The organism is Thalassoglobus sp., from assembly GCF_048270125.1.
Classification (GTDB): domain Bacteria; phylum Planctomycetota; class Planctomycetia; order Planctomycetales; family Planctomycetaceae; genus Thalassoglobus.
On record NZ_JBLWTN010000020.1, the window covers coordinates 1 to 19,157 of the forward strand.

The following is a 19,157-nucleotide window of genomic DNA, read 5'->3' on the forward strand; positions in this document are numbered from 1 at the left end:
ACGAAGAAGAACTCCTGGAATCCCTCAACAAATCCCCTCCTTGACACACCGCAAAAAAAGTGCCGAACAATATTGGGCCAGTCCTGACCTGGAGTTGAGTACTTGTTGTCCTGACCGGGAGGCAAATAACACTCGTTATACTCTTTGTGTACATTTTTGTGGTCATCTGGGTGGAGAGGAATTAAGTTACGTCGATCAATAGGGTTTCCACCTCTCCCAAGTGGTCGAACGTGATGTACAGGCCAAGGAACTCCATTCGTACTCGGAAAACTTCCCCACATGGCTTCGACAAGCCTTCTAAATTTATCTCGATATGCATTCCACTCTTTCCTAGATTTATCAGTGATATTTTTTGGGCATTTCGGAGCACAACAGCAATGAACGAAGGCAAAGTTGGTTCCAAATGCGCCGCGTAAAGCATGCTTCACGTCAATCCCCACATCTGCAATCCAAATACAACCTTTCAACTCTTCTCCATTTTTTTTGCACTCCTCTTTACAGTTGTCGAAAAATGTTGACCGACATTTCCAAGGTCCCACGTTCAGAGTCACTTTGGTAGAAATTGGAAATCCTGGACGGTTTGAAACCCATTGGCGATTTCCAGAAGGGTCAATATAAGATTGAGGTGAGTTACTGACGTACAAAAAGAGGTTGAATCCGCCCTCGAAACCAAACGGGTCTAAAGCCATCCATCGTCCAGCGACTGGCGAATAAATCCTCGCTCGAATGTATAGGTTTCCGGTATCAAAATCGAAGTAATATCCGACGCTTCCGGTGAACTGGAACGGATTCTTTGTCGAGCCACTGGAGTTGATAACATTGCCCCAGGCATCGTAGAGGTACGTGTCGGTAATAGCTTCAGTGTTGTCAGTGAGTTCTCTGGTTGAACCCAATGCTTCGTAGTGGTAGTAGCTTGGACTCCAAACCGCTCCTGATTTTCGGTATTGTGAGACCAAGTTTCCGTAGTAGTTTGGCTCATTAGTGTAGACGACATTGATTTCGTCATTTTCATCAGCTTCAGCGAGGTAATTCTGATCGTCCCAGATGAATTTCTTGGTTCCAGTCGATTCTTCTAGTTTGACTCTTAATCCGTCCGGTTCATACACCATGGTGTTGCGGATGCCAGTCGGTAGCTCAACTAATGTCGTCTTGTTTTCGTAGTCCCAGGTTGTGGTGGTGCGGTCACCCGAAGGGGCTTGGACGAGTTGTTGATTGCCAGCATCGTCGAACGTGTAGGTAGTGGTTCCACTGGTGTCGATACTGGTTTCTAATTGGTTCGCTGCATCGTAGCTATAGGTGGTTCTGGCACCGTTTTCGTTTTTGACGAGGCGATTGCCCACGCTGTCATAGGTGAACGTATTGCGATACGGAACAGTCCCCGTGCGGTGTTCTGCGGTCAGGAACGAGCTCGGATACCGCTGTTGAATTTCCTGCAACAACTGGTGACGTTCCCCCGGGAAGTCGTGTCCCACGAATGCAATGTCGTATTGCTGAGGAACGTCAATTCGACCATGAATCTTTGGATCACAGGCCAATGGCAACCACGAGACGTGTTGAACACCAGCTGAGTGGAGTCTCTCAGCACCATCGCCAATACATAGCCATCAACACGACCATGTTCGACATCCGACTGCGTCAAGCTTGCTGTTATGTAAGCAGCATCATCTGTGTTATCACCATATGGCAACGCCTCCAACACTGCCTCAGATGGAGGCGGGTTCGCAATCTCTTCGTACGCATCATGACGCCCCTGTTTGAGAATCGCAGCAATTTGACAAGTTGACAAGTCGCCTGAGAAATCGCAGTGGAATGCATAATGTCTGAAATTGGAATCGGTACTTAGATTTCAGCATACGACAGCGGATTCCTGTTGACTTCTGCAGAGTAGTCCGCCTCCGTTTCAGGTTGGCTGAGATCAGGGCAACTCCAACACTGGCCTTACCTTCTGCCGTGTGTCGAGCCGTTGAGAATGTCAGGAAAACGACATTCCCCGGCACGATAAGCTTTGAAAATGACCTCTGGTGCTTTCGTCCAAATTAGTGACTCGTTGGGGAGGCTTCTAACCCAGTAGGTTTTCCTCCAGAGTCTCTGATCAATGTCCGATAAATAGAGATGAGCGTTGTTTTCACCTTAATACTTTCACTCAGGCTCTTGAGTTCTTCGGTTTTCATGTTTCGCAACTTACTCATCCTCTGGACCATATCGGCAGCCATCTTTCATGTGCTGTTGGGATGCTGTTCACCGTATGTCAGTTGTGGTGCCTTTCCCTGCACAGCGTGCATCGACTCTTCTTTGCATGATTGTCAATGTGATTGCTGTCAATCTGATCGTGACGAATCAGAGAATCCCGAATCAAAACACGAAAGCAGTCTTGTCCCGTCAACGTGCGAGAACAGTCATCCGAGCCCTCAAAAGCCATGCGATGAAGTGAACTGCCAGTTTGTGTTTGCATCTCGAACCGATGACACTTTAGACACAATTTCAAGTAACCTGCTCACGAACGTTCAAGAGGTCTTGCCGGCTTCATATTTTCTTGACGTGCTGCTCGGGGGCATTCGACCTGAGCAACCTGATCTATTCTTAGCAACTTCTGAACCGCTGTACGCCATCAAGCAGGTTTGGCAAATCTAGAGTAAACTCAACATTGGTCTTTACATTCTGCCTCGTGGCGAGCAGGCTATGAAGTCATGAAAGTGACCTGCACAGACACGACAAGCATTAACGAGTGCTAACAATCCCCGCATGTGGGTTTGGAATCCCAGTGAATCAAAACGATTTCAGAGGTATTGCTAGCGGCTCTCAATATGCTCCAGCGTTTGATAGACCATTCTTCTTTCCGTGGCAGGGACTGGCGTACGCTCATTTGAGCGAGTCCCCCCCGACGTCCCTCGAAATACCTGGTAGCTGCTAAACCGCTGCCTGCTGCCGCAGTCACTGATCTCACACTCAACACGAGTTTCACCGGGCCCTCGTTCTCTACGTCTCAGATGAGCGATTGTCATTGATCGCAGACTCCGATTCGCCGAGTCGGTTGATGCAGACTCGATTCACATTCGGAATAGTAAAGGATTTCAACCATGACCAAGAATACTCAAGCACTCGCGTTGGCATTCATGCTGATTGCTGGAGCACTCCCGCTGGATCATCAAGCAGCCGCTGCTGAGCTCAGTGCGGGTCAGCAGGCAGTTCAATCGAATGCCAAAGATGGCAAATTCAGTTTCGTTTTGTTCTATCGCAGCAAGGACTCGGCAACTCAGTCGATGCAGCAAGTCCTTCAATCGACGCTTGCGAATCGACAGGATGCTGCAATTGTATCAGTTCAAATTAGTGACAATCGCGAACAAGCATTGATCAGCCAGTTTGATGCGACTCGAATTCCGATGCCAGCCGTTGCAGTTCTAGCCCCAAACGGAGCGATCGCGAGCGTGTTTCCTCAGCGAGTCACACCTCAGCATCTCACTGCAGCTATTGTTTCTCCCGCACAAGCGGAATGCCTGAAAGCGCTTCAGGATCAGAAAATCGTTGTGCTGTGTGCTCATCCAGAAAAGGAAAAGGCCGTTCCAGCTGGTGTGACTCAGTTCCAAAATGACGCGCTGTTCAAGGAACGCACCAAAGTTGTCACTGTGAAAGCAAATGATCCAGCGGAAGCTCGCTTTCTTCAGCAACTTCGCGTCCGTACCGACCATCCGACTTCCATCGTGGCGTTTATGGCCCCTCCTGGAATCATGCTCGGCCTATACAACGAGAATGTCACACACAGCATTCTGGCTCAGAGACTGGCTGCTGCCGGGCAGTGTTGCGATGACAAAAACTGCAAGCACCACAAATCCGCTGGTGGAAAACAAGCACCGCGACGTTGATTCTAATTTTCGTGCAGAGGAATCGCTTCTTTGCAGTCGTTTGTGATTTCGGTGCTTAACTTAATACTCAACACTCAGGATTTGATTTCATGAAACTTCGAACACTCATCTGGAAGGAACTCTGGCAACGTCCCACGACGATGCTGACGAGTCTTTTAACAGTGACGCTCGGCGTTGCAGCCCTCGTTGCGATTCAAAGCATTACCGTCTCTTCCGAACAGAAAATTGCGGGTGACATGGAATCACTGGGGGCAAACGTGCTTGTGCTGCCTACCAGTGCATCCTTGCAGGATTACTATGCCGCCGACATGCATGGTCAGACCATGCCCGAGGAGTATGTCACGAGGTTGGCACTGGCTCGAATGCCGGGAGTTGAAAACCTTGCTCCGAAACTGTGCGTCGCGGAAACGGTAGATTCCACTCCGGTCACGCTTACTGGAATTCTTCCCCGTTCTGAATTTCAGGCGAAATCAGCATGGCAGGGTCTCAACCTGATGGCGAATCCTGTCGGCTCCGGTCGAGGATGCTGCCTCACTGCGACTTCAGTCGGAAATGGTGAGGACGAAAACCCTGCAGATCTTGCAACGACACGAACCATTCAAACTCTCGGGAAGCGAGAAGTTATTCTGGGTGCAGATATTGCCACGAAGCTCGAAAAGAAAATTGGGGATGAACTGAACCTGCTGGGAGAAAAATTCCAGGTACTTGCGGTCCTCCCTGAAACTGGAACGGTCGATGACAGTCGCCTGTTCGCTCATTTACATTCCGTTCAGGATCTCTCTGGAGCCGGGCCAGTCATCAATGTCGTCGAGATCATGGCGTGCTGTGAGGAAGCAGCGGGCGATCTGATCGGTGATCTCTCAGCGGTACTTCCCGAAACACGGATCGTAACCATTGCACAAGTCGTGGAAACACAAGTCGCTGTCAACGGATTGATGTCGAGTCTCTCCTGGGTCTTCTTTTCGATCCTGCTGCTTGTCGGAGGAGCGAGTATTGCCAGCGTCATGTTTGCGAATGTTACCGAACGCCGCAAAGAAATTGGCACACTCATGGCTTTGGGAGCAGGGCGTCGGGTTGTGACGCAACTGTTTCTCGGTAAAGCAACTCTTCTAGGTGTCTCAGGTGGATTCATCGGATTTTTGGCAGGGACGGTTGTCGCAGTCGTTCTCGGACCGCAGCTCCTCGGGATTGCTGTGAGTCCAATGCCACAGCTACTGGCGATCGGCATGATGACAGCAACAGTCGTGTCCTTACTTGCCAGCTACTTTCCCGCCCGCAAAGCGGCAGGGCTCGATCCCTGCCTCGTGTTCAACGACGCCTGATTTTTCAAAACGATCATTGGACCAAGGAGTCTTCCATGTACCAACTTAAAGAGGTCACCAAGACCTATACCCGTCGCGATGAAACCGTGACAGCTCTTGATCATTCAAACCTGGAGATTGCTGACAATGACTTTGTTGCGATTGTCGGCCCCAGTGGGAGTGGAAAAACGACCATGCTCTCAGTTCTGGGGGGGATGATGGCCCCCACCTCGGGGCAAGTCATACTCGATGGAGAATCCTTGTATGACCTCTCGGTGGATGAACGGACCGCCGTTCGAGGAAAGAAAATCGGATTCGTATTTCAAGCCTTCAATTTGATCCCGTATCTCTCCGCTTGTGAAAATGTGCAGGTCCCCTTACTGCTGTCAGGAAAAACGCCTGATGAACAACGGCAGCGTGCCCTGGAAATGCTCAACCGTGTCGGGTTGTCCGATCGGGTCGATCACAAGCCTAATGAACTGAGTCAGGGCCAGCAGCAACGCGTTGCTATGGCTCGTACTTTGGCGAATGATCCTCAAATCATTCTGGCTGACGAACCGACGGGGAATCTCGATTCAGAAACCCGTCAACAGGTGATGGAATACCTATCTGAGTTCCATCAGGATGGTCGCACGATTGTCATGGTGACCCACGACCGCGACTCCGCAGCCTACGCGAAAAGAACAGTTCGCCTGATCAATGGTGTTGCGACGGATGCGAATGATGCAAGAGCCGCGTAATCAACACTGCCGATCCATCATGGACGACCGTGTTGCAAGTCTGGCGAGATTCTCACAACGCACGGAACTTGCACACGGTTCGGAGATGCCTGTACTTTGTTACCCGACCTCTCCCAGCAACTTCACCGGCAACCGCTTGATGACTCTCGCGCCAATGCGATTCGCCCATTCGATCTCATCAAGGCTCATCGCGATCTCGAGATTCGGGAAGCGAGTAAAGAGTCTTTCGAAAGCAATCTCTGCTTCGGCGTGGGCGAGTTTCTGTCCCAGGCAGACGTGTATTCCGGTCCCAAAGGCAACATGCGGATTCGGGCTACGGTCGAGATTAAAGTCGTCTGGATCATCGAACTTGGCGGGATCATGATTTGCTGCCATGAGTAGCGGCATGATGACTTCGCCACGCTTTATATGTTGTCCGAAGAATTCCAAGTCCTTCGCTGCATAACGCGGCTTAGTCGTTTCGACAGTTGAATTGAAACGCAACAGTTCATCGACAGCAGTCAATGATTTTGACCAATCGTTCGTCCATGCCTGTTTTTGCTGCGGATGTTCAAAGAGTGAAAACAATCCGACGGTCAGTAGATGCACCGTTGTTTCATGCCCGGCAAGTAGAAGCAGAAACACCGACGAGAGCAACTCATCCTTATTTAATTGATGCCCCTCAGCTTCGGCTTCGATGAGTGCTGAAATCATGCCGGGCTGTGGGTTCACGCGATATTGATCGATCAGTTTTTGCAGGTACGAATTGATCTTCGAGACACCACGCAACCCCGTAAGAATATTAAGCGGATTCTTCAGGTTGCTGAACTGAGTCATCATCGTGCCCCATTTATGAAACTTCAGCCGATCTTCTTGCGGTAGCCCCAAAAGTTCACCAATCACATCGAGAGGAAATGGGCGCGCAAAATCCTCAATGAAGTCGACGACCCCATTATTTATGCCTGCTTGTTCTTGAAGACCATCGAGATGCTTATCGACAAGTTCAGCAATCCTCGGACGCAGGGCATCGATACTTTGCTGCATGAATGCCGACTCGACCAGTTGCCGCAGTCGGCGGTGATCCGGTTCGTCTTTTGTCAGCATGTTGACGGCAACACGTTTGAGAGAACTCGGCATCCACCACTTCAGGCCAGCCATATTTTTACGGCCAGCGTTGTCTGGCTGGACAACGAATTCATCCTTGCTTCGTAACACCCTGAGCGCTGCTTCATAAGTTGTCGTCACCCAGACTTCCCCGATCAGGTCCATCTTGACTTTGAAAACAGTTCCAACCTCTCGCATCGCTTTCAGAGTCGGACGCGGATCGCGTTTGAAGTCTTGTGAGGTTAAGTCGAAGTCGTGAATTTTCATTGGGGCAAACATCTCATTCAGCTTTCACCAAACAACGATCCAACTCGCGTTGCTATTGTGCCAAATTCCAGATAAAAAAATGCATCGGACCTGCTGACCGGGGTGAAATCGAAATGAACATGGCTGAGGCCGGTTCGTTGATCTATTACGACCTCTCACCCACTGATTCTTTGATCCCCTCCGGTCCCTTTTCTGTCATCTTAGAATCAAATCACGCATCCGCCATCTCAATTTCCGAGGCGTGATTCGAAAGCAATCTCGAAGTTTGTGAGAACGACGAACCGGGAGTAGATGACATAGCTTGCTTGAAGGTGGGATTTCGAGGGCAACACTTGGTGAAACTCAATCGACCACTTTGATCAACTGAAGTTGTTTCAGTCGTCCGTAACGGTTTTCGCCGATCAACCAGACTTGCATCTTGTTTGCATTCTGCATGATGCTTGCTGGAATGGTCACCTTACCAGATTTGCGATCGTCATCGGTGATGAACACGTTGTGCTCGTCGGCACCATCACTCGAATTCTTGAAGTAGACGATGATCGCATTCATATTGTCGGACGTAAGCTCGATCTCCAATGGAGTTCCTCGTGGAACCTCTGACGCTGGAAGCTTAAAGTCGAGTTCGCAGACTGCGAACTCGCACGCTTGACTCAGCGATCCATCCTGAAGCACGCAATGGGCCGTGTAGTCTCCACAGTTGTCGAAGGAACGTTCGACAACACCCTTGCCCGGATTCGCGATCTCTTCAACCACTTCGTCACCGCGTTTAATGACCAATGCGGCAACTCCCTGATTGTCGCGATCCATGACGTTGAACTTCACAGCCTGCCCTTTGAAGTAGGGGACCCAGTCGCCGCGATCGAGCAATAACACACGGTTGATCTTTGGCGTCGCTGAATCTTCCTCGTAGTTGGGGAAAAGAAATGACTCCGCCTTGTTGCCACCGCGCCAGGCGTCGAGGTCTGTGATGCGGTAGAGTTCTCGATTTCTGGCAGCGAGATGTGAATCAAATGCTTGTGCACTACGCAATGTGTTGCTGGTGGTTTGCGGCCGACTCTCTTCGACACGGACATGCGTTACCTTGCCAGCTTCATTGCGGACCACTTCTGTGACCAATTCAACGTGAGAACCACCATTCTTTTTCTTCGGTGGCGTATAGATGACATCGCCGGGACTTGCAGCTTGAGCTGTTTGCGGCTCGACAATCGTCACACCATCGCGAAACTGAGGGCCATGAATTTTACTGACATACCAGATGCCACATTGCAGGGCATAGCTGGTGTAAGAAGAACAGACTTTGCCGTAATAGCATTCCGCGTTCGACACCTTGCCGTAAAGATTTTCCGTGTACAACACGCTCTCTGGATTTTCAACGGCAGCGAGGAATGTCTTCAGAAAGATGTCGAAGCCGATGTAACGACCGACGTGCTTGACGCTCGAGTACGGGACTCCAGAGTATTCCTTCCCAGCTGTGAAATGACCGCCCCGTTTAGGCATGCCATCAGCCACCGGTGTCCACTTCACCCGAGACATGATGCGGGCATACTCGATCGACTTCTCCTGCCAAGGCACGGGACTGCTCACCCTGGTTTGATCAGGTTCGCCCGCCTCCGATTTCTCCGAAGCCAAGAAGCAACAGATTCCTGCCAACAAAATGTGTGTAGTTCTTCTCATTCTGGATTCGTTTTCAAATTGAAGGATCGATCAATAAGTGAAGTGGCTGCTTTTGATTGAATTGAGTAGCAGTGCCATCAAAGCAGCACACGCATCAATTTATTCCTTTTCGACATGAACATGCAAATGGCCGATCGCCGGGACTCCATATTCATTCAGCCGTTCAACTCGCACGATGTAATCTCCTGGTTTGTCGTACTGATGAGTCGTCGTTGCATAACCATTGGGTGAGAGTTTCACGGCGTTTCCATCAGACTGAACAGTGACTGCCGGGCTTCCGTCACCAAAGTCCCAGACTTCTTTCCCATGAGTCGTGTTGAACGTCCGGACTTTGAAAGTGATATCATCACCCGGTTTGATTCCCATGCTTGGGTAGTAGTTTGGATGAATCGACGGGGTCTTCCGGTCAGGATGGTCTGGGTCAGCGACGACGACCGGAGCAAAGTCATAATCGACGTTCCCCGCCGTGTCGGTGACTTTCACAATTTCGCTATAGCGTCCCGGTTTCAGATACGTTCTCTTCAGACTCGCCCCCGCTCCTGTCGAGCCATCATGAAATGTCCACTCATACTTGGCGATGTCATGCGATCGACTCCATGATTTTGACGCATCGAGCTCTACGGAGTCACCCGCCCAGACAGAATGATGCGGACGAGCGACAGCGATCAGTTCGGGCTGATACTGCTCGACGTATGCATTCCAGAGAAAGGCATAGCCTTCCTGAGTTCCCCACTCTCCCGATGGTTGGCGAGATTTAATTTCAAAGTGCAAATGAGACCAGCCACCGCTTCCTCCTTCTTTCCCCAGTAGTCCAATCCGGTCACCCATTTGAATCCGCCGCCCCGGGAGCAGGCTGTCGTCAATCTCCTTCAAGTGGCTGTAGCGATAATACCAGCCTCTGGAATCGAGCAGGTAAACCACATCGTAACGGGGAGAAACTGGCGTGTTCCGTTTGTGTCCTTCAAGAACCATATCGCCCACGGAGACAACCAGCCCGTCGGTCGCTGCGATCACTTCCACCAATCCTTCACTTCCACCGATGTCGAGACCACTATGGTAATAGATGGTGCGCTCCCCCGGTTGGTCACCACCATCCACAAAGACCGGGACATTGGCCATCTGTGTATCCGTGGCAAACCACTTCTGTTTGACCGGATAGACAAACGTTCCGGGCTTGATGAGTGGAGATTCCGCTGGCCACAAACGCAGTCGGACATCCTTTTCCAGTCCCCACGAACTTGCCCGGCCGTTGGAGTTGTAGCCCTTCGTGATTGAGCAATCGATTTGCACGCCTCCAACAGTGATCGGAAGGTTGTATGTTGCCGAGACGAGTGTCGCCTGCTCACCGTTCACTTCCACAACGACCTCTGCTCGACGTACTGCAAAACAAACGTCATCGCGAGTCTCTTTCAGTTCAAGGACTTTGACATGTGCCTGCGAGCCATCGCAAAGCTTCACATCGACTGCTTCCTTTACATTTAAATCCACGACGCGGAGAAGTGGTTGCAACTGCGCTGTTTGTTCTTGAGCCAGGGCAGGGGAGTTCAACGCGAAGAAAACGAGTAGTAAACTAGCGACGGATTTCATGATCGGTCCATTGATGGATTTTGAAAACTTCATCTCAGACGATGAGGTCGGAGAATTCATGCATTCTTTGAGGTACCTCAAAGCGTACGTTATATGCACGATCTGTCGTCTTTATAAGAGCAGATTGAAGAGGTTCGTTGGAATTCTCCCTCGATGTCTCGATCATTTAACACGCCGCTTTTGTCTCGCCCCAGCAATAGCAAACCTCCTTTACTCACGACGAGCCTGGTCATACGATGGCGACCCACTTGCTGATGTAACGTGCAAGTTCAGTTTTCCGGATTCTTTTCCGAAAGGACAATCTCATGCGACGTTTAATTACAACATCCGTTCAGACACTCATGCTTGGTGTGCTGACTTGTGCTCTCAGCGCAACCGCCACAGCGGCTGACGAATATGAGTACGACCTGGTTCACTCTTCAGTCAGCTTCAAAGCACGACATCTCGACATCAGTTGGATCCATGGTCGATTCAACGACGTCTCTGGAAAGTTTTCTCTTGATCGCGAGCATCCATCCAAATCCACGTTTGAATTAACGATCAAAGCCGACAGTATCGACACGGCCAATAAAGCTCGCGACGAACACCTCAGACAACCCGACTACTTCGATACAAAGCAGTTTCCCACCATCACGTTCAAAAGCACCAAAACAAAAGCGATCGAGGGTGGATACGAAGTGACGGGTGATTTTACGATGCACGGCAAGACTCAAGAAATTACACTCGTTTTAATGGGTGGCAAGGAACATGATTTCAAGGGAACAAAACGGGTTGCATTCTCGACCGAATTAGCTCTCAAACGCAGCGATTACGGTTTCGACAAGAGAGCAATTGGACCAATCGGAGACAAGGCACTCATCATGATCGATTGTGAAGGTGTGAAAAAGTAACCGATGCCCGAGCCGCTGCTATATCTCAAGTCAATCGGGGCAGCCTCCATCGCTGTTGTCATGTCCATCCTGCTGCTGGTGTCCTTGCGAAGAACGCAAGGCAAAATGTGGCACACTTCGGCGTGCATCATCAGCATCGGATTTGGTCTCATCGTCGGGTTCCAAGCGATGTCCTGGCAATTCGCCTGGCCCCCGATGAACGGGATGGACCGTTTGATTGAAATTGTCATCCCGGCCACACTTGTCATTGAGCTGTTCGCAGGAAATCAGCGCGTACCACCATGGTGCGTGTGGTTCCTGCGGATCTGTCTCGCCTTAGCCACACCAAGAATTCTACTGCATGGTTCCGTCTATTTAAGCGGGGCTGACGTTGAGTGGACCGCATGGCAGGCAACGATAGCACTGACCTTGAGTAGCGGGTTACTTGCAGGCGTATGGGGATTGCTTGCCTGGCTCTTCAGGCGTTCCCCAGGAGCCTCAATCCCGCTTGCACTCTGTCTGGCTATGCCGTCTGCTGGTGCGGCAGTGATGATGGCGGGTTACATCAAAGGTGGCGCTGTTACGGTCCCGCTGACAGGCACACTTGCCGCAGCAACCATCGTGACAATGCTGATCACCAACCGCTCGAATCCCTCGACCTCTTCATGCGGTCAAGCCGTCCTTGGAATCGGCGTCGTCAGTCTATTCGGAGTATTGTTTATTGGATCTTTTTTCGGCAGGCTCTCGACCTCCTACGCACTGACCATTCTGGCTTCGCCAATACTTTGCTGGATGAGCGAACTTTCATTTTTTAGAAATCAGAAACCATGGATAACAGGCACACTCCGGATTGCTGTGGTCGCAATCCCGTTGGTGACTGTCCTGGTCTTAGCGAAGCTTGATTTTGACCGTCACATGGCCCCATTGATGGGATACGAAATACAATTGATCGATTCTCCAGAGGTCAATGTCATGAAATTGACTGAGGGGGGCTCTGTCTAATGCCTCGTTCTTCTTTTCCACGATGCAGAAAACCACATTCTTAGAGCAGTTTGCTCTACCGTGTGCCCGTGAAGAACGAATTTCTCTAGAACTGGTCCTGGAACCTGATATTGCTCTCTCAAACGTTGAGACAAGCGACGATTCCAGAGGTTTTCGGCCTGGTTCTAGTAAAAATACTGTTCGCCACGAGGCAGAACCTGCAAACCAATTCGAAAGATGCCCTACACAATCGCGACGCATCCAGGCACTCTGAATGCACTTGAGTCCACTGATGCGTTGCTTAAGTCCGTTGTTTGCATTCTTTGCTTCGTCATGGCCTCCGGTTATCGAAAATCACGACCTTGGCGAGAGGTTTGAGAGTCACTTCGGGATCGGGTAGAATACCCCCAATAAGAGAATTGGACTAAATCGTTGAGGGGTTTATGAGTGTTGATTCGAGTGTAGAGAAGGAGGAATGTGATAGGGACGAAAGTACCCGAATCGCTTTGAAAGAAGCTGGGGCCTCAATTGAAAGGGACGACTATGACCGAATTGTGCGACTCAGCTTTTCCGGAACGAAGTTCTCGGATGCGACGATGGCACATGTCGCCACGCTAAAACACCTCACAGAGCTCAACCTGAGCGGCACACAAGTCACCGATGCCGGCTTGGCAGACGTACATAAACTCAAGCAGCTACGATACTTAAGCCTGTCTGGCACGATGGTTGGCGATGCCGGAATCAAGCATCTGAAATCGATGCCAAAATTACAGATTCTGATTCTCTCAAAATCTAAAGTCACAAACTCCGGCCTGGCGACACTCACCAAGCTGAGCGGGCTCGAAGAACTGTATCTCGCGAAAACGGGTACCTCACAGGCAGGTCTCAAGCATCTCGCTGGAATGACTCAACTCACGGCGCTCGGTCTCACTGCAACACAGATCAATGATGATGGGTTGGCTCATTTAAAGAGTCTTAAAAACCTCAAAACGTTGCTGTTGCGTGACAACAAAATTTCGGACGCAGGGCTGAAACACCTTAAAGGACTGACAAAAATCCAGCGGCTTTGGCTAAGAAACACGCAAGTTACAGATGCAGGATTGAAGTACATTGAGAAGATGACTCAGCTGAATTGGCTCGAACTGGACGAGACGCAAGTCACCGACAGCGGACTTACGTCCATCAAGCTAATGAAACAGCTCGAAACGCTCAGCCTTCGAAGTTGCGAAATCACAGATGGCGGTTTGTCGAAACTGAAGAGCTTAAAAAACATCACTTCATTGTGCCTGACAAAAACCAGTGTCACTCCAGCTGGCGTGAAAGAATTGCAGTCGCCGCGCCCTCAATGTCAGATTGAGATTTGATCCCAATCGGGTGAATCGGCTGTCTGGTTTTCGAACTTCCGAGCCAGCTCTACCGATCACATCATCAAGCAGCGGGAAACCGTGGTTTCCCGCAATAACAATCGAATGGAGTTGTCTGCTCGAATGTCACTGATAATGTGGCAGGGAGAGCTTATTCTGCGGTCTGGCGAATGATCTCGACTCCACTCAAAACCGCTTGCCCGACATGATTCGGCAAGCGAATCTTCAAAGCTTGTCCGATGGGGACATCTCGATATTCACGGACAATAGTCGATCGCTTCTGACCAGCAGTTGCAACGATGTCGAATTGTTCTTCGACAAGTTTCCCATTAAGTTCAACCCCGAACAGACGCTCACCAACTTCTGTTTCTGCCGGTTCAGCAAAGTAAAGTCGAACGGTATGGGGATGAGTGGGATGCGAGTCCTGTGCCATCAGCGGATCACTCGTTTCCACAACAAGACGAGCCGCCATTTTCCCGTTGCCACTAAACGACTTGGCGACACGTTTTCCAGAACCGGAAATGACAAATGCGACTGCATTTCCCTGCTTCCAGTCTGGTCGAGCAATCACTTGTCTTAAGATCGAAGCCAAGTTCGGAGTTCGTTGTTCTTCGAGTGCTCTATTGACTTTGTCCCATGGTACAGGTTGCCAGGAAACTTGACTCTCGAGAAGTTGACGTCGACTGATATTCTTCGACTGATCCAAAAATGTCTTGGCATTGCCAACATTTTCAATCCCAATCGTCAGCTTGGTCTCTTCATTATTTGTTTCGTCAGAAGTGAACTGAATGTATGCATTGTCGATGGAAACGGATTGAGGTAAGGAGACGTTTTCGAATCGAATACCGACGATCTGAGTTGCCTTATCAAGAGTGAGTTCCAAATCGCTACTTGTGAGGTTGACATCTCCCCTGGGGTCCTCTTCCGCATCGTCACTCGCCTTCGAGACAGCAAAAGAGAGTCCATCTGAATCGGTTTTGATCGACAACGGAATCGTAATTGTTTCGGCGTTGAGAACTCCTGAAGCTCCGACCCATGGAGTCGCTGGGCCAGAAAACTTGAGTGTATTATTGTGATAGTATTCGACGTCACCAGTCACCTGAACATCGATATTCGCTGACTCACCACCAACGACAGGGTAATCCAGCCAAAGAGTCCCGCTGGAATCGGTGCGATCACCAGGGGAACCAAAGTTGATTCCAATTCGCTCGATGCTATCCCCCGGCTTACTGAACTTCGCTGTATGGTTCACCGTCCACATATCCATGTCAGGCATATGAATAAGTGCGACTGATGTTTGATTTTGGTAGCTGCAACTGCATGTCCGAGTATAATCCGGAGCGTTCAACACACCGTTGGCGACGACAAGATTAGATGTGCAACCAGATTTGAACCCACCTAAGTTCCCGGTCCCACTCATGGTTTCCATGTCGTAGTATCCAGCAGCACCAGAGCGAAAGGTCAGGAGATTTTCGCTCGCGATCACGGTGTTACATCCGTAAGTTCGACAGATTTGCCATACCTGCTCTTTCTGCGTGATAGGATTGATGATGAATTCAGGTTCACCAGTCAGCAAACTGAATGTCCCCGATGAAGGTTGGTACGAATTGGCGTTCGTAAGAATCGTTTCGTTATGCAAAATGCAAGGTCCGGCGTAGGCTCGGTCAGCAACATACCACTTCAGTAGACCGTCCTCTCCGTGGTAGACCGCCATTCCTTGTCCCACTTCCGACTTCAGACGATCGCTGGCTTTTGCCCCGGCTTGCAACAGCAGTTGATGTTTCTCGGAATATCCGAGCCATGTTCCAAAAATGTTTTCAGTCACTTCCCAGAGTTTTTCTCCAGTGCGAATATCGGTTGCGAGAATTCGATACGTCTCAGGAGTCGTCTGTCCGCGGCGACGCAGTTTGTCTTCGATTGGCTTCTGTAACTTGTCGATACAAAAAACCTTGCCATCACCTGCGACGATCGCATTGTGCAGAAAACTGTGTCGCGCCTCGATTTTCCATAACTGTTCACCCGTGTGACGATTGAAGGCAACAAGTCCCTGGCTTGCGGAACGATCCAGACTTTTGGAACCGAATCCTTTTGCGTTCCTCGACAGCTTACTATCGCTATCCTCGAAGGAAAGGTTCAGTCGTTCGACGTAGTTTGCGAAACCAATACCGCCAAGGAGTACATCTTCGTAGACACCAATGAATCCCCACTCATGTTGCTGACCATCTCTCGCTGGAGGAAGCTTGATTTCAGAACGTGTCTCGCCGGTCTCCACATCGAGCACATGACAAGAGTCACCGATTGCAAGATAGATCGCCTCTTCGGTGGCGACGTAGTTTGTTCCACGACCGTTTGCCCCAGGAATATGAACCTGGTTGTAAGCTGTATCGAGCGGTGTGTCTTTGTACGTTGAGTCATAGTAAACGTCGAAGGTTCCCAAGTCTTCAAATTCACGTTTCCAAATCACCCTCCCGGTGTAGACGTCACGACAACTCAGCGAATTCATGCCTTCGATGTAAAGCCGTCCACTCACAACCTGCTCCGGTGGAGCGTGACTATGTCGCGGCAACACGTCCATGTTTGAATTCCCGCCAAACCAGAGTAACCCCAAAGGAAGCTTGACTCGTGAGTCATTCGACTTGACGGTATTGGCGATGTCTCCGTATTGATGAGTCCAGTCTGCAGCCCCTGTCAACGCTCCAACCCGGCGAGCAACCATGAAAGGAGCCGACTCCTCCACCGAGACATTTTCGAGTTTCGCCGCTTCGCATGCTTCAGCGAGAGTCTGTCCCAACGAAGGATGAATGGCCACCAGGCACCCACCGTACGGTCTCACCGACTCATACGCCTGACGAAGGAGATCCTGGTCCGTCTTAACGACCTCCACCTGCTTCCCGTCAATAACAACGAGTGGTGCAATGTAAGGTGGAGCCTGAAACGAATCGATCGTCCCGTGATGCACAGCGATGCGCTCTCCGTAAACGCCAGCAGCATCGAACTCTCTTCTGAGGCGTTCGACCTGTCGTTGATCTTCGAGGACTAGGACAATCTGGTATTCCGATTCCTGTAAGACTGAGTGCAAGAGCTGCTCGTTCTCCAGACCGTACCAGAGGGCAATCCCGCTGTTCATCGTGGATTGCTTTATCAACCGCTTCGCCAAGTCTGAAGATTCATTTGAGGGCAATGGCTTGACGGTTCTCTCTGTCTGCTTGATTTCTCCTGTACCTTCCCCGAAGCACATAATCTGACCATTCAGACTCACAGCGAAGAGACGCTGACTCGCAGCCAAAAGCCGTACGACTTCTTCATCAACCGGTTGTGTCCAGACAACTTTCGGCTCGCGGTTCTCGTTGTTCAACTGGATCGCTGTGAGTTTGCCACCTCCGGCAGCGTAAAGTCGATCACCGGCTTGAATCAAATCGCCTGATGCATCAACGCCTGACAACTCCCAAACAACTTTTTTTGCCTCATCGTAGGCTTTTACCTTGTCCAGACCATCAGCTGTATAGACTAAGTCTGACGAGAGAACAGGTTCAGTAACCATAAACGCGGTCTTCTTACCTGTACTCAAATCGTAGGACCGTACGCCTCTTTCTCGTGTGTGCACATAGAATTCATCATCGCGACCGATGACAAACGACCCACCGTTTCCTTTGCCACCTGCATTCAGATCGAAGTATTTGAAGGCGCCTGTTCTTCGATCAAGCGCAGCGGGAACGCTCCGTCCTCCCGGGACCAGAAGCGTTTCATTAACGACACTCATTGTTCCCTGCGGCGCCACGCCAGCAAATGCTGGGGCACTGTGCGGTTGTTTGATGTAGTGAGCAGAGGTACTGTCGTTGACCCAGCGAACTGCCCCCGACTCGGCATCCAGGGAATAGATAAACGTTCCCATGAACGGCCAGATGCTGGCAGCGAAGTAGACTGAGTCTTCATGGACCACAGGCCCACCTCTCGCCGGCCAGGCTGAGATTACTCTTCTATTCCCAATCACTTTCCGTTCGGATGGTCCACCTCGAAATTTCCACTTTTCAGCTCCATCAATCGCAGAGACACAATACAGATGACCATCGTCGCTCGTGAAAAAGACAACATCTCGCCAGGCAACTGGTGCGAAGCGGACCGGACCTGATGTGTAAAACGTCCAGAGTTCATCACCGCTCTCAACATCGATTGCAACAATTTTGTCAGAATCGTTGTACGGCACAAACATGCGACCATCTTTGACAACCGGCTCAAAGATCCGATCGTATTGCATGACATCGTTGTTCAGTGGATCGTCCCAGGCTTGCCTCCGTGGGACATCGGTGCGAGTCCATTGCAGAGCTAAACTGTCTGACAATGAGTTCGGCGATGATGCGGTATGACCAGCACTGAAACGCCACTGCGGCCAGTCATTCGCCTGAAGCTTCGTACTCAACGAAAGTAGAATTGCGAGGAGGACGGATCGACGCTGATAAGTACTCATAAGCATGCAACAACTTCAACAATTTGTGAGAAAGCAGAATCATCCACGAGTCAGATCTCGTTCATCTTCTTCAAAGATGCTACCGAAACTGACCAAGGAATGAAACTTGTGCCTGCGTCTGCGACCGCTCCACTTCGTCACTCATAACAAATCGCATGTGACTGCTTGAGCCGAGTCTACTTTTCAAGTTCGATCTGAATCGCCTGCCCCGGCTGGACAACAACCTGGATTTTTGATTTTTCTGCGTTGCTGTATTTTTCTGGCAACTGTTCCTTTGCGGGAGATTCGATGGCGTCCCTGGTATCGTCCACGGCAACAGGTGACCCATCTGGCATGAGTCGTTGACTCACCGTTACCTGATAATTTCCAGCCGGAAGTCCAGTTCCACCACGACCATAGTTGACCGTGAAATTGCCAGATTCATCTGATCTCGCAGTTCCTCCGATCCCCTCTGTTCCAGCTGCAGGCATGAAATAGAGATCAGCATGAGCAAGAGGCGAACCTGAAAGTTTCACCGTGCCTGCTGCATCAACGAGTTCCGGTCCTGAATCCGGGCTTCCACCGCACCCGACTAACATGAAGAGGCAACTTGATACCAGTACTCCTCGAAATGGAAAATGTCCAAACATAATTATCGCTTTGCTCTCTATGAATTTACTGTCTATGAGAATGAACGAATGAAGATGAATCGCGAATAGAGCATCTTTCAAATTGGTTTGCAGGATCTGCCTCGTGGCGGACAGCATTTTTACTAGAAGCAGTCTCAAAACCTATGGAATTGCAACCTTTCTCTGTACCAGAGAAGTGAACAGTAAGTATTGAGACCAGTTCTAGAAAAATGCGTTCTTCACGGGCAAACGGTAGAGCAAACTGCTCTAGAATTGAAAGCTCCACTCTCTACAAAACTGGGCAACTGCGGCGTCCAGTCAAGGGAGCTCCAAAGACCTGAATCACTGCGATGGGTCG

General features: G+C 50.2%; 12 protein-coding genes. 6 read left to right on the top strand and 6 right to left on the bottom strand.

The annotated features are described in order from the left end of the window. Window positions 1–1,535 (bottom strand): RHS repeat-associated core domain-containing protein (locus ACN0YR_RS18350; protein ID WP_417850666.1); only part of this gene is annotated, 1,535 nt, incomplete at its 3' end. Between the two features lie 1,542 nt (window positions 1,536–3,077). Here ACN0YR_RS18350 and ACN0YR_RS18355 point away from each other — a divergent pair. The 3 genes from ACN0YR_RS18355 (at window position 3,078) to ACN0YR_RS18365 (ending at window position 5,901) form a co-directional block, all read left to right on the top strand. Next, complete coding sequence (locus tag ACN0YR_RS18355) at window positions 3,078–3,860, top strand: hypothetical protein (RefSeq protein WP_417850667.1); 783 nt, start codon at window positions 3,078–3,080, stop codon at window positions 3,858–3,860. An 89-nt stretch (window positions 3,861–3,949) separates the two neighbouring features. Then, complete coding sequence (locus ACN0YR_RS18360; protein WP_417850668.1) at window positions 3,950–5,182, top strand: ABC transporter permease; 1,233 nt, start codon at window positions 3,950–3,952, stop codon at window positions 5,180–5,182. A gap of 35 nt (window positions 5,183–5,217) precedes the next feature. After that, window positions 5,218–5,901, top strand: coding sequence for an ABC transporter ATP-binding protein (locus ACN0YR_RS18365; RefSeq protein ID WP_417850669.1), 684 nt, complete (start codon window positions 5,218–5,220; stop codon window positions 5,899–5,901). A 99-nt stretch (window positions 5,902–6,000) separates the two neighbouring features. On the opposite strand, the gene ACN0YR_RS18370 is transcribed toward ACN0YR_RS18365, so the two are convergent. The 3 genes from ACN0YR_RS18370 to ACN0YR_RS18380 form a co-directional block, all read right to left on the bottom strand. After that, the gene (locus ACN0YR_RS18370) at window positions 6,001–7,251 is read right to left on the bottom strand and encodes a cytochrome P450 (protein WP_417850670.1); all 1,251 of its coding nucleotides are present in this window, start codon (window positions 7,249–7,251) and stop codon (window positions 6,001–6,003) included. 342 nt (window positions 7,252–7,593) lie between these two features. Further along, the gene (locus ACN0YR_RS18375; RefSeq protein ID WP_417850671.1) at window positions 7,594–8,823 is read right to left on the bottom strand and encodes a hypothetical protein; all 1,230 of its coding nucleotides are present in this window, start codon (window positions 8,821–8,823) and stop codon (window positions 7,594–7,596) included. Between the two features lie 201 nt (window positions 8,824–9,024). Then, window positions 9,025–10,512: a PKD domain-containing protein gene (locus ACN0YR_RS18380; protein ID WP_417850672.1), complete on the bottom strand. Its 1,488-nt coding sequence runs from the start codon at window positions 10,510–10,512 to the stop codon at window positions 9,025–9,027. Between the two features lie 305 nt (window positions 10,513–10,817). Here ACN0YR_RS18380 and ACN0YR_RS18385 point away from each other — a divergent pair, with 305 nt between their 5' ends. From ACN0YR_RS18385 to ACN0YR_RS18395, 3 genes are all read left to right on the top strand, one after another. Beyond that, complete coding sequence (locus ACN0YR_RS18385; RefSeq protein WP_417850673.1) at window positions 10,818–11,402, top strand: YceI family protein; 585 nt, start codon at window positions 10,818–10,820, stop codon at window positions 11,400–11,402. Window positions 11,403–11,405: 3 nt separating this feature from the next. Further along, window positions 11,406–12,383: a hypothetical protein gene (locus ACN0YR_RS18390; protein ID WP_417850674.1), complete on the top strand. Its 978-nt coding sequence runs from the start codon at window positions 11,406–11,408 to the stop codon at window positions 12,381–12,383. A gap of 422 nt (window positions 12,384–12,805) precedes the next feature. Then, window positions 12,806–13,726, top strand: coding sequence for a leucine-rich repeat domain-containing protein (locus tag ACN0YR_RS18395; RefSeq protein WP_417850675.1), 921 nt, complete (start codon window positions 12,806–12,808; stop codon window positions 13,724–13,726). A gap of 151 nt (window positions 13,727–13,877) precedes the next feature. Here the strand turns inward: ACN0YR_RS18395 and ACN0YR_RS18400 are convergent, their stop codons facing one another. Further along, window positions 13,878–18,191: a PQQ-binding-like beta-propeller repeat protein gene (locus ACN0YR_RS18400; RefSeq protein ID WP_417850676.1), complete on the bottom strand. Its 4,314-nt coding sequence runs from the start codon at window positions 18,189–18,191 to the stop codon at window positions 13,878–13,880. 176 nt (window positions 18,192–18,367) lie between these two features. After that, the gene (locus tag ACN0YR_RS18405; RefSeq protein WP_417850677.1) at window positions 18,368–18,820 is read right to left on the bottom strand and encodes a carboxypeptidase-like regulatory domain-containing protein; all 453 of its coding nucleotides are present in this window, start codon (window positions 18,818–18,820) and stop codon (window positions 18,368–18,370) included. Window positions 18,821–19,157 lie beyond the last annotated feature (337 nt).

Bases quoted from the DNA above. Each gene is read 5' to 3' on its own strand.
- ACN0YR_RS18355 (WP_417850667.1), top strand. From the start codon at position 3,078: ATGACCAAGAATACTCAAGCACTCGCGTTGGCATTCATGCTGATTGCT.
- ACN0YR_RS18360 (WP_417850668.1), top strand. From the start codon at position 3,950: ATGAAACTTCGAACACTCATCTGGAAGGAACTCTGGCAACGTCCCACG.
- ACN0YR_RS18365 (WP_417850669.1), top strand. From the start codon at position 5,218: ATGTACCAACTTAAAGAGGTCACCAAGACCTATACCCGTCGCGATGAA.
- ACN0YR_RS18370 (WP_417850670.1), bottom strand. From the start codon at position 7,251: ATGAAAATTCACGACTTCGACTTAACCTCACAAGACTTCAAACGCGAT.
- ACN0YR_RS18380 (WP_417850672.1), bottom strand. From the start codon at position 10,512: ATGAAATCCGTCGCTAGTTTACTACTCGTTTTCTTCGCGTTGAACTCC.
- ACN0YR_RS18385 (WP_417850673.1), top strand. From the start codon at position 10,818: ATGCGACGTTTAATTACAACATCCGTTCAGACACTCATGCTTGGTGTG.
- ACN0YR_RS18390 (WP_417850674.1), top strand. From the start codon at position 11,406: ATGCCCGAGCCGCTGCTATATCTCAAGTCAATCGGGGCAGCCTCCATC.
- ACN0YR_RS18395 (WP_417850675.1), top strand. From the start codon at position 12,806: ATGAGTGTTGATTCGAGTGTAGAGAAGGAGGAATGTGATAGGGACGAA.
- ACN0YR_RS18400 (WP_417850676.1), bottom strand. From the start codon at position 18,191: ATGAGTACTTATCAGCGTCGATCCGTCCTCCTCGCAATTCTACTTTCG.
- ACN0YR_RS18405 (WP_417850677.1), bottom strand. From the start codon at position 18,820: ATGTTTGGACATTTTCCATTTCGAGGAGTACTGGTATCAAGTTGCCTC.